General features: G+C 37.3%; 16 protein-coding genes. 15 read left to right on the forward strand and 1 reads right to left on the reverse strand.

Going from position 1 to position 15,421, the window contains the following annotated elements; translation table 11 throughout:
- Positions 1-26 precede the first annotated feature (26 nt).
- The 7 genes from MLC52_RS00725 to MLC52_RS00755 are packed head-to-tail and all read left to right on the forward strand — an operon-like array spanning position 27 to position 6,812.
- Positions 27-1,214, forward strand: coding sequence for a UDP-N-acetylglucosamine 4,6-dehydratase (locus MLC52_RS00725; protein ID WP_434580822.1), 1,188 nt, complete (start codon positions 27-29; stop codon positions 1,212-1,214).
- Entirely contained in the window at positions 1,214-2,350 is a 1,137-nt protein-coding gene (locus MLC52_RS00730; RefSeq protein WP_346389142.1) for a LegC family aminotransferase, read from the forward strand. Before MLC52_RS00725 ends, MLC52_RS00730 begins: the two co-directional genes overlap by 1 nt.
- Positions 2,347-2,922 (forward strand): acetyltransferase, encoded by a 576-nt coding sequence (locus MLC52_RS00735; RefSeq protein WP_346389143.1) that lies wholly within the window; start codon positions 2,347-2,349, stop codon positions 2,920-2,922. The genes MLC52_RS00730 and MLC52_RS00735 overlap by 4 nt, the downstream gene beginning before the upstream one ends.
- Positions 2,919-3,917, forward strand: coding sequence for an N-acetylneuraminate synthase (neuB, locus tag MLC52_RS00740; protein WP_434580824.1), 999 nt, complete (start codon positions 2,919-2,921; stop codon positions 3,915-3,917). Before MLC52_RS00735 ends, neuB begins: the two co-directional genes overlap by 4 nt.
- A complete protein-coding gene (gene neuC / locus MLC52_RS00745; RefSeq protein WP_434580825.1) occupies positions 3,914-5,077 on the forward strand; it encodes a UDP-N-acetylglucosamine 2-epimerase in 1,164 nt (387 codons plus the stop codon). The genes neuB and neuC overlap by 4 nt, the downstream gene beginning before the upstream one ends.
- Entirely contained in the window at positions 5,074-6,120 is a 1,047-nt protein-coding gene (locus tag MLC52_RS00750; protein ID WP_434580826.1) for a nucleotidyltransferase family protein, read from the forward strand. Before neuC ends, MLC52_RS00750 begins: the two co-directional genes overlap by 4 nt.
- A complete protein-coding gene (locus tag MLC52_RS00755) occupies positions 6,120-6,812 on the forward strand; it encodes an acylneuraminate cytidylyltransferase family protein (RefSeq protein WP_346389147.1) in 693 nt (230 codons plus the stop codon). The genes MLC52_RS00750 and MLC52_RS00755 overlap by 1 nt, the downstream gene beginning before the upstream one ends.
- On the opposite strand, the gene MLC52_RS00760 is transcribed toward MLC52_RS00755, so the two are convergent.
- Positions 6,788-7,348, reverse strand: a complete 561-nt coding sequence (locus MLC52_RS00760; RefSeq protein ID WP_434580828.1) for an SIS domain-containing protein — start codon at positions 7,346-7,348, stop codon at positions 6,788-6,790. The two genes, MLC52_RS00755 and MLC52_RS00760, sit on opposite strands and share 25 nt — an antisense overlap.
- Before the next feature lie 68 nt (positions 7,349-7,416).
- Between MLC52_RS00760 and MLC52_RS00765 the strand changes: the two genes are divergently transcribed.
- The 8 genes from MLC52_RS00765 to MLC52_RS00800 are packed head-to-tail and all read left to right on the forward strand — an operon-like array spanning position 7,417 to position 15,419.
- The gene (locus MLC52_RS00765; RefSeq protein ID WP_434580830.1) at positions 7,417-8,748 is read left to right on the forward strand and encodes a glycosyltransferase family protein; all 1,332 of its coding nucleotides are present in this window, start codon (positions 7,417-7,419) and stop codon (positions 8,746-8,748) included.
- A gap of 60 nt (positions 8,749-8,808) precedes the next feature.
- On the forward strand, positions 8,809-9,903 hold the full coding sequence (locus tag MLC52_RS00770; protein WP_434580832.1) for a radical SAM protein: 1,095 nt from the start codon (positions 8,809-8,811) through the stop codon (positions 9,901-9,903).
- Positions 9,904-9,911: 8 nt separating this feature from the next.
- The gene (locus tag MLC52_RS00775; protein WP_434580833.1) at positions 9,912-10,901 is read left to right on the forward strand and encodes an SDR family oxidoreductase; all 990 of its coding nucleotides are present in this window, start codon (positions 9,912-9,914) and stop codon (positions 10,899-10,901) included.
- Positions 10,902-10,903: 2 nt separating this feature from the next.
- The gene (locus MLC52_RS00780; RefSeq protein WP_434580835.1) at positions 10,904-11,695 is read left to right on the forward strand and encodes a transketolase; all 792 of its coding nucleotides are present in this window, start codon (positions 10,904-10,906) and stop codon (positions 11,693-11,695) included.
- The gene (locus MLC52_RS00785) at positions 11,688-12,176 is read left to right on the forward strand and encodes a transketolase (RefSeq protein WP_346389153.1); all 489 of its coding nucleotides are present in this window, start codon (positions 11,688-11,690) and stop codon (positions 12,174-12,176) included. The genes MLC52_RS00780 and MLC52_RS00785 overlap by 8 nt, the downstream gene beginning before the upstream one ends.
- Positions 12,177-12,187: 11 nt before the next feature.
- Positions 12,188-13,297: a radical SAM/SPASM domain-containing protein gene (locus MLC52_RS00790; protein WP_434580837.1), complete on the forward strand. Its 1,110-nt coding sequence runs from the start codon at positions 12,188-12,190 to the stop codon at positions 13,295-13,297.
- Positions 13,298-13,304: 7 nt separating this feature from the next.
- Positions 13,305-14,717, forward strand: a complete 1,413-nt coding sequence (locus tag MLC52_RS00795) for a PfkB family carbohydrate kinase (RefSeq protein WP_434580838.1) — start codon at positions 13,305-13,307, stop codon at positions 14,715-14,717.
- Positions 14,718-15,419: a nucleotidyltransferase family protein gene (locus MLC52_RS00800; protein WP_346389156.1), complete on the forward strand. Its 702-nt coding sequence runs from the start codon at positions 14,718-14,720 to the stop codon at positions 15,417-15,419.
- Positions 15,420-15,421 lie beyond the last annotated feature (2 nt).

Raw genomic sequence — 15,421 nt, forward strand, 5'->3', positions numbered from 1 at the left:
GGTATGAAAGTTGCTAATTGATACGTATGGATATTTTAAAACTAATAGGCAGGGAAAAAGCATTATTTGATGATGACATACAAACATACAAAAATGACTTAGACAAAATTGTAAGTGATGCGAAATTTTTGGTGCTTGGCGGAGCAGGAAGTATTGGGAGTGCTGTTGTAAAAGAAATTTTTTCTCGTAATCCAAAAAAGCTGCACGTTGTTGATATTTCGGAAAATAATTTGACTGAATTGGTTCGTGACATTAGAAGCTCATTTGGTTATATAGAAGGAGAATTTGCGACTTACGCACTCGATATCGGTTCAATTGAGTACGATGCTTTTATTGCACAGGATGGAAAATATGACTATGTACTCAATCTTTCAGCACTCAAACATGTACGCAGTGAAAAAGATTCCTTTACTTTAATGCGGATGATTGAAACCAATATTTTCAATACTGACAAAACTTTACAACATTCTATTGAACACGGAGTAAAAAAATACTTCTGTGTTTCAACTGATAAAGCTGCAAATCCTGTCAATATGATGGGGGCGAGCAAGCGAATTATGGAGATGTATGTGCATAGAAAATCACAACAAATCAATGTCTCTATGGCACGTTTTGCCAATGTTGCTTTTAGTGATGGTTCTCTTTTGCACTCTTTTAATATGCGTCTTGAAAAACAGCAACCCCTTGTAGCGCCGGATGATATAAAACGCTACTTTGTCACACCGAAAGAGAGTGGTGAGTTATGCCTGATGAGTGCTGTCTTTGGGGAAAATCGTGATATTTTCTTCCCAAAACTCTCAGAATCGCTACACCTTGTTTCTTTTGCAGATATTGCTGTAAAATACTTATATGTAAAGGGATATGAGCCTTACATCTGCAAAAGTGAAGAGGAAGCAAGAACTCTGGCAAAAACACTTCCAGAAGAGGGAAAATGGCCTTGCCTTTTTACAAAAAGTGATACCACAGGGGAGAAAGATTTTGAAGAGTTTTTTACTGAAAATGAAGTGTTGGATGTAGAGAGCTATGAAAATATTGGCATCATCAAAAACAAGCTTGATTTTGATGAGAATGCACTCAATGCATTCAGCCAAAAGATTGAAGATTTTAAAAAAAATCTGCAATGGAGTAAAGAGGAGATAGTTGCAGAGTTTTTTAAACTTCTCCCAAACTTTGAGTATGAAGATAAGCAGAAATATTTAGACGGAAAAATGTGATGCAAAAAATTGTAAACTTTATTCAGAACCTCTACAATACAACAGATTTCATCCCCCTGCATGAACCACGATTTCGAGGGAATGAAAAAAAATATCTAAATGAATGTATCGACTCTACTTTTGTCTCATCTGTCGGAAAGTTTGTTAATAGATTTGAAGAGGAGTTTGCCTCTTATGTGGGAAGCAAATACGCCATAGCTACAGTCAATGGCACAAGTGCTTTACATGTAAGTCTCCTTCTTGCTGATGTCAAAGCGGGAGATGAAGTGATCACCCAGGCCCTCACTTTTGTCGCTACATGTAATGCCATAAAATATTGCCAAGCAGAGCCTGTTTTTGTAGATGTTGGGCTTGATACCTTGGGGATGAGCCCTGATGCTTTGGAGTCATTTTTAAAGAAGAACTGCGAAGTTCAAAATGGTGTCTGCCTCAATACTGCTACAAACAAAACTATCAAAGCTGTCGTACCGATGCACACCTTTGGGCATCCTTGCAAAATTGATACAATCGCAGAGATTTGTAAGGCGTGGCACCTTACACTCATAGAAGATGCTGCGGAGTCTTTGGGGAGTTTTTACAAAGGTAGACACACAGGAACTTTTGGAAAAAGTGCTGTGTTTAGTTTCAATGGCAACAAAATCATTACAAGTGGCGGAGGCGGTGTCATCATCACCGATGATGAAGAACTTGCAAAAAGAGCTAAACATCTCACAACCACAGCAAAACTCCCTCACCCTTATGAATACGAACACAACACCATCGCCTATAACTACCGTCTGCCAAACCTTAATGCAGCCCTTTTAGTTGCACAGATGGAACAACTTGAAACATTTTTACAAAATAAACGGTTTTTAAGTCAAGAATATATGCAGTTTTTTAAGCAGTTTGACGATATAGATTTTATTAAAGAACCAAAAGATGCAAAAAGTAACTACTGGCTCAATGCCATAATATTAAAAGATAAAAAGCAAAGGGATACATATCTTAAGTATCTCAATGAAAATGGTGTGATGAGCCGGCCGATTTGGAGATTGATGAGTGAATTAGAGATGTTTCAAAATTGTCAAAATGATGGACTTCAAAACTCAAAATTTTTGAGTGAACGCATTATCAATATACCAAGTAGTGTGCTATGAAAAAAGAGATAATTTTACTCGGTGGTGGTGGGCATTGTAAGTCTGTTATCGATGTTATTGAGGCTGAAGGTCATTTTAAAATTGCAGGTATTATTGAGAAGTATGTAGGTGAGTCCAAGAGTGTTTTAGGGTATAAGCTTATCGGTACAGATGACGAATTAGAGAAGTTGCGCGAGCAATATGAATACGCTTTTGTCACTGTTGGACACATCAAGTCAAACACCGTACGCATCAAACTTTTTGAAAAACTCAAAAATTTAGGCTTTACCATTCCCATTATTATCTCCCCTTTTGCCTATGTATCCAAACACGCAAAAATAGAAGCTGGTACTGTTGTGATGCACCATACACTTATCAACGCGGGGGTGCGTGTGGGTGAAAATTGCATCATCAATTCCAAAGCACTTCTTGAGCATGACTGTACCATAGAAAATCATGTACATGTAAGTACAAATGCACTTCTTAATGGTGATGTACATGTAAAAGAACATAGTTTTATAGGGAGTGGCGCTGTTGTGAAACAGGGTTATAGAGTAGAGGGATTTGTCAAAATGGGGAGTGTTGTGAAATGAATGTTTTTATCATCGCAGAAGCGGGAGTCAATCACAACGGTTCTTTGGAGTTGGCAAAAAAACTCATCGATGTAGCGAGCAGTGCCGGTGCTGATGCTATAAAATTTCAAACTTTTAAGGCAGAAAAGCTTGTCAGTCGTGATGCAAAAAAAGCACAGTATCAACAAGAAAATATGCAAGAGACAGATGACTCTCAGTACAATATGCTTAAAAAACTTGAACTGGATGTAGACGCACACCATCAACTCATTAATTATGCAAAAAGTAAAAATATTATGTTTCTCTCCACCCCTTTTGATAATGAAAGCATAGAGATGCTTAATGATTTGGGATTGAAAATATTTAAAATACCAAGCGGAGAGATTACAAATCTACCATATTTACGCCAGATTGGCAAACTCTCAAAAGAGGTAATTCTCTCTAGCGGTATGGCAAGTATGCGAGAAATAGAGGATGCTTTAAATGTTTTAACAAAAGCAGGTACACCAAAGCAAAAGATTACGGTACTACATGCAAATACAATGTATCCAACCCCAATGGAGGATGTAAATTTAAGAGCAATGCCAATAATTGGTAAAAGGTTTGATGTGGCATATGGCTATAGTGACCATACACTTGGAATTGAGGTGGATATTGCCGCTGTGGCAATGGGAGCGAGTGTAATAGAAAAGCACTTTACCCTTGATAAGAGTATGGAGGGACCTGACCATAAAGCTTCGTTGGAGCCAAATGAACTCAAAGCCATGGTCACAGCTATAAGAAATATTGAAACAGCACTTGGAAGCGGTGAAAAAAAACCAAGCAAAAGTGAAACACCAAACATAGAGGTTGCAAGAAAATCCATCGTAGCAGCAAGAGATATTAAAAAAGGAGAGATATTCAGCGAAAGAAATCTCACAACAAAACGCCCTGCCAAAGGAATAAGCCCTATGAAGTGGGATACAGTCATTGGAACTGTTGCACAAAAAGATTATGCAAAAGATGAGATGATATGAAACGAAAAATAGCTGTAGTCACTGCAACTCGTGCAGAATATGGACTCTTGAAACCACTGCTTAAAGAGATCGAGAATGATGATACTCTGCAACTACAGCTTATAGTAACTGGTACACATTTAGAGGAAAACTTTGGTAACACCTACAAAGAGATAGAGCAAGAATTTGATATTGATGCAAAGATTTCAATGGATTTATCTTGTGAGAGCGGGGAGTGTCTATCTTTGGCAATGGCACAACTACAAAAAGATATAACAGAAGTTTTGGTACAACTTTGCCCTGATATAATGGTTATTTTGGGAGATCGTTATGAGATGCTGAGTGTTGCTACTGCTTGTTTAATGTTGCATATTCCTCTAGCCCATATTCATGGTGGAGAGCTTACACAAGGGGCAATTGATGATGCCATCCGCCATGCCATTACCAAACTCTCACATCTACACTTTACATCAACAGAGGTATACGCCAAAAGAATTATACAAATGGGAGAAGAGCCAAGAAGAGTGTTTAATGTTGGTAGTTTAGGGGTACAAAGCATAAAGACTTTGCAGCTTTTAAATAAACAAGAGTTTGAAAAAAGTATTGGCTTCAAACTTGGCAAAAAAAATCTACTTGTAACCTATCATCCTCAAACACTCTCAGAGAAAATTCCAAAAGAGCAATTTAGTACACTTTTAGAAGCTTTAGAGAGTTTAAAAGAGACAAAAATCATCTTTACCAAAGCAAATGCTGATGAGGGCGGACAGATCATTAATGTAATGATAGATGCGTATGTAAAGAGTCATAAAAACAGCATTGTTTTTGCATCTCTTGGACAGCTTCGTTATTTTTCTGCCTTGGAGTTTGTTGATGGGGTGGTTGGCAATAGTTCAAGTGGAATTTTAGAGGTTCCAAGTTTTAAAATTCCAACACTCAATATTGGAGAGAGACAAGAGGGGCGGATTCAGGCAAAGAGTATTATAACTGTAGATATAGAGGCTAATGCCATTAGACAAGGTCTTGAGAAGATTTATGATCCCTCTTTTTTAGAGAGTCTCAAAAGAGTTAAGAACCCTTATGAGGGCAAAGAACCGAGTAAAAAGATAAAAGAGTGCCTAAAAACAGTAGAACTTGAACATATTTTAGAGAAAAAATTTTATGATGTAGGAGGTATGTTATGAGTACATATAAAGAGATTTTGTTACATAAAAATTCAACTATCCAAGAAGCACTCAAAGTGATAGACAAAGGTGCTATGCGTATTGCCATAGTACTTGGGGAAAATGAAAAAGTTGTAGGAACGCTTACTGATGGAGATATCCGCCGTGGGCTTTTAAATGGACTCTCTTTGGACTCTAGTATTGAAAATCTTTACTTTAAGGAACCAACGCTTGCAAATATAAATGATTCCAAAGAACTTATTATCCAAAAAGCGATTCGTAAGCAGATTTATCAGATTCCTATTGTTGATGATGAAGGAAAACTTGTCAAGATTGAAGATTTGGCAAAACTGCTCAAAACAAATGCGAAAAAAAACAGAGTTGTTTTAATGGCAGGAGGACTTGGAACAAGACTGAGACCACTCACGCAGGATGTACCCAAGCCCCTCTTAAAAGTTGGAAACAAGCCTATTTTAGAGACAATTATAGAAAACTTTGCAAAATACGGTTTTGTTAACATTACCATCAGTGTCAATTACAAAGCAGATATGATTAAAAAGTATTTTGGCGATGGAAGTACACTTGGTGTCAATATTAATTATATTCAAGAGGATAAACGATTAGGTACAGCTGGAGCACTTTCGCTGATAAAAGAACGTCCGCAAGAGCCTTTTTTTGTTATGAATGCAGATTTACTGACCAATGTAAACTTTGAGCATCTTTTGGACTATCACTCGTTTGAGAATTCTGTGGGTACGATGTGTGTGAGAGAGTATGACTATCAGGTGCCTTACGGGGTGATACAGACTGAGGGAAGCAAAATAATATCTATAGAGGAAAAGCCTGTGCACAAGTTTTTTGTCAATGCCGGTATTTATGTTCTTTCTCCTCAGGTCTTTGAATATATTCCAAAAAATGAGTTTTATGATATGCCGACACTTTTTGAAGATATTATAAAAAATGAACTCAAAACTATATCCTTTCCTATTCATGAGTATTGGCTTGATATTGGACGGATGAGTGATTTTGAACAGGCTCAAAATGAGTACAGTGAGATATTCTAATGTTATATGATAAAACTTTTTTAGCCATAATTCCTGCAAGAGGCGGTTCCAAGAGGTTACCTCGTAAAAACGTTCTGGATTTGGCAGGTAAACCATTAATTTCGTGGAGTATAGAAGCTGCCAAACAAAGCAAATATATTGACGAAGTTGTTGTTTCAAGTGATGATGATGAGGTTCTTAATATTGCGAAAGAACAAAATGCTTCAATCATGAAACGCCCTGTAAAACTCGCTACTGATACAGCTACAACTTTTGAGGTTGTTGAACATCTGATAAAAAATTTTGAAAAACAATATACATATATTATTTTGTTGCAACCAACAAGCCCTTTGAGAAAAAGTGAAGATATTGACAAAGCAATAGAGTTCTTGCATACTAAAAATGCAGATGCAGTTATAAGTGTATGTGAAATGGAACACTCACCACTTTGGTCTAATACTCTGCCAAAAGATAAAAGTATGGCGACTTTTTTACATAAAGAAATTTTGAATAAAAGAAGTCAGGATTTAGAAACATATTATAGGCTAAACGGCTCAATTTATATTATAAAAGTCGCGAAACTTTTAGAAAAAAAAAGTTTTTTTTTAAAAGATAATATTTATGCTTATGTGATGGATCAAAAAAAATCAATTGATATCGACACGAAATTAGATCTTGAAATAGCCAATTATTTACTTTCTAAGTCAATATAATAGCTATAGATTATATAGTTTATAATACTGTGCATATCTTCCACTATGCCATATGCTCCTTTCTTTGTTGCTACATGGAAATTGATGTCTGAGAGTTTTTTTAATTTTCCGCCATCAAAACCTGTGAGCCCAATAATAGTAGCACCCTCTTTTTTTGCATACTTGACAGCTTTTGTTATGTTTTTTGAGTTGCCGCTACAGGAAATGGCAATGAGGATATCTTCTTTTTTTATTCTATCTTTGAGTTGCATATAAAATATATTTTTATACCCAATATCATTGGCAAGTGCTGTACAAACAGGAGTATTATCACTGAGACTTTCTACATCAAAACTTTTTATATTTCTTCTTTTGAGTCCTACTCCTAAATCATTTATCATATGTGAAGCTGTGGCAGCACTTCCCCCATTTCCAATGATATATATTGTTCCCTTTGTTTTATCAAGCAAAGTGACAATTTTTTCAATTGCTTCTAAGTCACTACTTTGAAGTACAGATATGAGATGCTTAATATATTTTTTAGCAAATTTTTTCATTGTAAATATCCTTATAAGTAATTATTCGATAATCTTATCTAAATTAATTTGAAAAGAAGGGTTAATAAGTGTTTGAAGATACATATTTTTTGGATTTCGAAGAAGCAATACGCATTGCTTCACAACAAAACAGACAAAATTTGTCTGCACTACAAGTATGTTATTATGCAGGTGAAAAAATTGAGACAGACTTTGAGAATCTAATTCATCTTCCTTTTGAGAGTTTTGTAGATACTTTATCTAAGGGAGTTCATCGACTTCCTACTAAAATTGATTTTACCAATTTAGATATTTCTGATGAGGTAAAAGAGGAGATTGAAGATAGTTTTCAGTCTCTATTAACACAAACAAACAGTATAAGAAAAATACTAAATGAAGAATATGTAAAAGCACTTAAAAACAGAAAATTAAATTTTAACGAACCTTGGCGCTTTTATCTAACAGCGCATAATAATTCACAAGTATTGCAATATGTAGCAAAAGCAATTGCTGAAACCTTGGAAAGTATGGGTTACAGTGTGTTTTTTGACTTGCAAAAGGGTACCGAAGATATGAATTGTTCGAAAAATATTTTTTTGTTTAATCCTCATGTAACAATTAATTTAAATGCTATGAATACATGGCAGATAGCTGATGATGTATTTAATTTTGTATGGTTTCAAGATCCTATGCCATTTTTAATGGATGGAAAACAAGTACAAATACGCAAGAGAGATTTTGTTTTCTCTTTACTTCCTATATTTGATGAGATGTTAAAAAGAAAAGGAATACCTTTTGAAAGACAGGGATTTTGCATTAATAAGAAAATTTACAAAAATAATCCAGAGATAAAGAGAGAGAAAAAAATAGTTTTTATAGGAAGTTCATATTTAAAAAGTATTCCATATAAAGAAAATATAAAATTAGCAGTAAAAGAGCTTGAAAAAATATTTTTAGAGGGTGATAGTTTTACTGATGAACTAACTGCTTTAATATCTGAAAAATATGAATTAAATGTGAATTTTGTGAGTACTAGACTGATTCCTTATATCGTAAGAGATATTGGACTGTTGAAATTATGTAAAATTAACAGTGATTATAAAATAGAAATATATGGACATGGATGGGATGTATACGAAGAACTAACACCCTATTATAAAGGTTCACTCAAATATGGGAAAGAGATAGCAAATGTATATAACAGTGCTACTTTTGCTTTTGCTCCACATCAGCAATATACTTTGCAACAAAGAACTTTTGAAGCTTCTGCTTGTGGGGCTATCCCTATAGTATATGATTGCCGAGAAATATCTGATGAGGACTCTTATGAAGAGGCCTTGTGTTACTATAAAACAACACAAGATTTAGAAAAAATACTTACTGCCGATATACCAGAGAAAGATTTTAGTCGATTATTGTAGAATCATACTTATAAATCTTTTGCTAAAAAAATTTTAAAAATTATAGAAGATAATAAATAAATGGCAGATAAATATGCAATAGATTCCCATAAAATGAGTTTACATCCTGTCCGGGTTGCAAGATGGCTTGAAGCAGATGATAACTGGGAGAGACTCAAAAAAATCTACCCTGTGTATGTGGAAGTGTCACCGTATGGCGGATGCAATCACCGGTGTACATTTTGCGCGCTTGATTATATGGGCTATGAAAATATCGGTATAGATTTTGAAGTTTTAAAAAACAGCATGAGTGATATGGCAGCCCATGGTGTGAAAAGTGTGATGTTTGCAGGAGAAGGCGAGCCTCTGTTGTTTAAAGATTTAGACCTTATAGTAGAACACTGCTCACAAGTGGGTATCGATACCTCCATAACAACAAACTTTGTTCCGCTCAATAAAAAAAACATTGAGCGTTGCATTGAGAACTGTTCCTGGATAAAAGTGAGCCTCAATGCAGGAACGGCTCAAAGCTATGCCGCAATTCATCAAACAAAAGAGCTTGATTTTGAAAGGGTCATGAATAATTTAGCGTATGCTTTGGAGTACAGAAGACAAAACAAGCTTACATGTACGCTTGGCGTACAGATGCTTCTGCTTCCCGAAAACAGAGATGAAGCGGTGATTTTAGCTCAAAAAGTCAAAAAGCTCGGGGCTGACTATTTGGTGATAAAACCCTATTCGCAACATAATTTCAGTGAGACAGACAGATACAAAGACATAGACTACTCTCAAATGCTCGATGTTGAAGAGGAACTAAAAAGCTTTAATGATGAGAATTTTCATATAGTTTTTCGTGCAAATACGATGAAAAAATATGTGAAAAAAGAGCATTCCTACTCTACCTGCCACGCGACTCCGTTTTTTTGGGGATACATTGCCGCTGACGGAAAAGTTTTCGGCTGCAGTGCTTACCTTGGGGATGAGCGCTTTTGTTACGGCAATATTTATGACAACAGCTTTAGTGAAATTTGGGAAAGTGACAAACGCAGAGAATCGTATAATTTTGTGCAGAATGAGTTGGATATTAAAAATTGCAGAGTCAATTGCAGAATGGATGAGGTCAATCGCTATCTGGACAGATTGAAAAATCCGCAAGCACATGACAATTTTATATAAGGGATGATATGAAAGCAGTAGTTACGGGAGGAGCCGGGTTTATCGGCTCGCATATGGTTGATTTGTTGGTCAAAGAGGGTTTCCATGTAACGGTATTGGATAATCTGGCAAATGGACGGCTTAAGAATATTGCACACCATAAGGGTGTCATAGACTTTGTTCAAGTTGATTTGGGCGATTACAAAGTGGATTTGGAGAGCTATTTTAAAGATGTGGATTATGTGTTTCATTATGCGGCTTTGGCGGATATCGTTCCATCAATTAACAACCCTGTGAAATACCACAGAGCCAATGTAGACGGCACAATCAATGTGCTTGAAGCGGCGAAAAAGAGCAAAAACCTTAAAAAATTTGTCTATGCCGCATCAAGCTCCTGCTATGGTATTCCCGATGTCTATCCGACACCCGAAGATACTCCCATAAAACCGGAATACCCGTATGCCCACACAAAAACAGTAGCCGAACAGTATGTCATGCACTGGGGGCAGTTATATAATATGCCCGTAGTGTCGATGAGGTTCTTTAATGTCTATGGAGTGCGTCATAGAACAGGAGGGACATACGGTGCTGTATTTGGGGTGTTCTTGGCACAATTATTAAATAACAAACCACTGACAATAGTGGGTGACGGAGAGCAGACAAGAGATTTTACCTATGTGAGTGATATAGTCGATGCATGTTTCATGGCAGCAAAAAGCCCTATAAGTCAAGAGATTTTTAATGTAGGCAGTGACAATACTTACAGCATTAATTACCTTGCCGAGCTTTTAGGCGGAGAAAAACACTACATTCCAAAAAGACCGGGAGAACCTGAGAGCACTTATGCGGACATTTCAAAAATAAAAACTATGCTAGGCTGGAAACCAAAAGTAAGCTTTGAAGAGGGCGTGAAAATAATGCTTGAAAATATAGATTCTTGGCGGGAAGCTCCGCTTTGGGATGAAAAAAGCATTCAAGAAGCGACTAAAGAGTGGTTCTTGTATCTGGGGGAGAAATAATTTTGTTAGATGCAAAAGAGATAAGAAAAAAAACAATAGAACTCTCCTGCAAAACAGGAGCAGGACACTTGGCACCCTCACTGAGTACCGTCGAAATGCTGAGTGTCCTCTTTAGAGATTTTTTGCACTATAACAAAAAAAATGCTCAGGATGAAAGCCGTGACAGGCTCATATTTTCCAAAGGGCATGGTGCCTATGCGTACTATGTGATCTTAAACGAGCTTGGTTTTTTGCCAAAAGAAGAACTGGATAATTTTTACAGGGGAGCATCCATTAAAGGATGTTTGACACAAAATTTGGACTATATGATAGAAGCCTCTACCGGCTCACTCGGACACGGACTGCCTATAGCCGTTGGGATGGCACAGGCTTTTAAAATGCAAAACAAAACAAACAAGATTGTCTGTATCGTCGGAGACGGAGAGATGCAGGAGGGAAGCAATTTTGAAGCCTTGGCGCTTGCATACAGATTCCAACTTGACAATCTTCTTTTGATTGTCGATGCAAACGAACTGCAGGCGATGGACAGAGTGGCAGATGTGGGGCTTGATAATGAGAGACTGGCAAAAGTCTTGCACAGTTATACGGATAATTTCTCAAAAATAGACGGGCACAACGAAGATGCTTTACATGTAAGCTTAGAGAACTTTTTTCATACAAAAAATGACAACTTCTCCATTGTGTTTTGTGATACGCTCAAGGGCAAGGGCGTAGCGGTTTGTGAAAATTCTATAGCCCATCATTTTCGATGCCCGACGCAAGACGGATATGTTTTGGGGTGTGATGATGAGTAAATTAGTCGGCAAAAAAGAAGTTATGGCAGAAATATATAGTTATTTTAAAAATGATGAAAAGATGGTCCTGCTGGTCGGCGATATGGGATTTGCCGTGTTGGATGATTTTTTTGACAATCATAAAGAGCGAACTTTTAACACGGGAATATGCGAGCAGGCAACCATGAGCATGAGTGCGGGAATGTATTTGGCAGGATTGAAGCCGCTTGTTTATTCTCAGGTGCCTTTTTTGGTAATGCGTGCGTATGAGCAGATTCGTTATGATTTAAATGAACACAAAATGAATGTTAAACTTATCGGTGTAGGTGCCGATAATTATTTTTCTAGTTTGGGCAGAAGTCATTGTATGGATGATGATGACATAGCCATGATGAAAATATTTAAAAATTTTAAAATATTTGCACCGACACAAGAGACGCTGCAAGAAGATATAAAAAATATGTTTGCCTATGACGGACCTACATATTTACGATGCTTATAAATGGAGAATAAATGTCAGAATTAATACTAGATGGATCTAAAATACTATGGCATCAAGAGCGCTTGGAGCAATGGAAAAGAGGGGAAAGAATTGTCCCTATCACCATTGATATGGCACTGACACAGGCTTGTCAGTATAACTGTGTCTTTTGTTATGCAAATATGCAAAGAAACAAACCGCATAAGATTACTTTTGAAATTATGAAAAACTTTTTGGATGACTGTGCCGAGGTGGGAGTCAAAGCCATCAGTCTCGTGAGTGACGGGGAAAGTACGGCAAATCCTATATACGAAGATGTCATCGTTTATGGCAAAAAAGTCGGTTTGGATATGGCTATAGCCACCCATGGAAATACACTCACAGAAGAAGTACTTAGAAAAATTTTGCCGGCTTTGACATATTTGCGCTTTAACTTCAGTGCGGGAACACCACAACGTTACAGCGAGATAATGGGTGTTCCGGTTGAGAAGTATTATGAAACCTGCGAAAACATCAAAATGGCAATGAAGATAAAAAAAGAGATGAATCTTGATGTGACTATCGGGATGCAGATGGTCTTGATGCCGCAGGATGCGGATGAGATTATTCCTCTTGCAAAACTCGGAAAAGAGTTGCGACCTGATTATCTTGTTATTAAACATTGCAGTGACGATGAAGAGGGAACCCTGGGGGTTGATTATGACAAATATGATGACCTGGTTGATCTCTTAAAAGAAGCAGAGAGCTACAGTGACGAGGAATATCTCGTCAAAGCTAAATGGTCCAAAATTCTTTCCAAGGGCAAAAGGAACTACAGCAGATGTCATGGAACGCCTTTTCACCTGCAAATGTCCGGAACAGGTCTGATAGCCCCGTGCGGGAGCTTTTTCAATGAAAAATACAAGCAGTACCATATAGCTAATATAACAGAACCGGGAGTGCGTTTTAAAGATATACTCAAAAGTGAGAGATACTGGGAAGTGATGGATTTTTTGGCATCGGACAAGTTTGATGCCTGCTCGATGTGCGAAACATTATGTTTGCAGGATAAGACAAATGAAGTGCTTGATGCCTATAAAAAAGGACAACATGCGCTGACACGTCCAAGCGGCGATTTGCCGCAGCATCTCAATTTTATTTAGTATGGCTATGAAAAAAGTATTTGTATCGGGTGATTTCAATGTACTGCACCCCGGGCATTTGAGATTGTTGAAATTTGCCAAAGAGAGCGGGGATTACCTTGTTGTCGGTGTCAACAGTGATAAAATCAGCCAAAAAGGTATTTCTCAAGATATCAGACTGGAGTCCATCAATGCTACGAGCTATGTGGATGAAGCGTTTATTCTGGATGTTCCGGCACTTGAGTACATTAAGCAAAACAGACCTGAGATTGTTGTCAAGGGAAAAGAGTTCGCAAATAAATCAAATGCGGAACTGGAGGTTATCAGTGCTTATGGCGGCAAACTTCTTTTTAGCTCCGGAGAGATAGGTTTTTCTTCTATAGATTTATTAAAGCAGGAATTCGCTGCACTCAATTATAAAGTAGAACATAACAGTTCGTATTTGCAACGCCACTCTTTTGATATGGCGCATTTAAATGCCATTATAGAAAAATTTTCACAACTTAATGTTTTGGTCATAGGTGATTCCATTGTAGATGAGTACATTATTTGTGAGCCTTTGGGGATGAGTCAGGAGGACCCGACTATCGTCGTAACGCCTCTTGTAAGCGATAAATTCATAGGAGGCGCCGCCATCGTTGCCAGTCATGCAAAAACGCTCGGTGCAAACGTAAAGTTTGTTTCTGTTGTCGGAGATGATGAAAATTTTAACTATTTGGACGAGGGGCTTAAAAAACTCGATATTGACGCGAAATTATATAAAGACACGACAAGACCCACTACTCTCAAACAAAGATTTCGTGCCAATACAAAAACACTGCTGCGTGTCAATCATCTCAAGCAGCACAGTATTGCAACAGATATAGAGGAAAAAATTCTTCAAGACGTCAAAGAAAATATAGAGTGTACGGATTTGATTATTTTTTCAGATTTCAGTTACGGTGTACTGAGTAAAAAGATTATTGATACCATTACAACAATGGGGCGTGAGGCAGGTATATTAATGGCCGCTGATTCTCAAAGCTCTTCACAGGTCGGGGATATTTCAAAATTTAACAATATGACGCTGGTCACGCCTACTGAGCGAGAAATCAGACTCTCTTTAAATGATTTTGAATCGGGTTTGGTGGTGCTTTCGGACAAACTGGTAAAAAAAGCACAGGCAAAATATGTTTTTACAACACTCGGAGCAGAGGGTATTTTAATATATAACAATTGGGAAGATGATTTATTGACAGATAACATAAACGCTTTGGGAAATGCAGTCCGTGATGTCAGCGGAGCAGGAGATTCTCTGCTTACATGTAGCGCGATGGCACTGGCTGTGGGTGCAAATATCTGGCAGAGTGCCTATTTGGGTTCTTTGGCCTCTGCGATTCAGGTAAGCCGGGTCGGCAATATTCCCATTCAAAAAGATGAACTTTTACAGGAACTGGAATAAATGAAGGCCTTGTTGCTTGCAGGCGGACTGGGTACACGGCTGCGTCCCGTTACGGATTTTATTCCAAAGTGTCTGGTGCCTGTTCACGGGAAGCCTTTGCTGGATTACTGGCTTGAGAATTTGAGTGCAGCAGGAGTTGATGAGTTTTTGATAAATACATCCTATCTTGCCGAACAGGTGTTGGCATGGAAGGAGAAGAGTTCTTTTTGTGAACAAATAACGCTTGTACATGAAGAGCAACTGCTTAATACAGGAGGAACACTGCTGCAAAATCAAAATTTTTTTGATGAGGAGGCATTCTTCTTGATTCATGCCGACAACTTGTCATTTTGTGATTTTCAGGCATTTGTCAACGCACACAAAACGCGTCCGAAAATCTGTGAGATCACAATGATGACATTTAAGACAGATACACCGTCATCTTGTGGAATAGTTGAATTGGATGAAAAAGAAATAGTACAGCATTTTTTTGAAAAAGTAGAAAACCCGCCTTCAAATTTGGCAAACGGTGCTGTCTATATCTGTGAGCCGACGCTGTTTCCTTTTCTGAAAAGTTTGCATAAAAAAAATATAGATTTTAGTCTGGATGTTTTACCTCATTTTATGGGAAAGATATACACTTATGAAAACAGAGTGTATCACAGGGATATTGGAACTGTAGAAAGTTATGCCTTGGCACAGATAGAATATCTGTACGTATAAGT

The sequence above is a fragment of the Sulfurimonas sp. NW15 genome (assembly GCF_051132285.1).
Lineage (GTDB): Bacteria > Campylobacterota > Campylobacteria > Campylobacterales > Sulfurimonadaceae > Sulfurimonas > Sulfurimonas hydrogeniphila.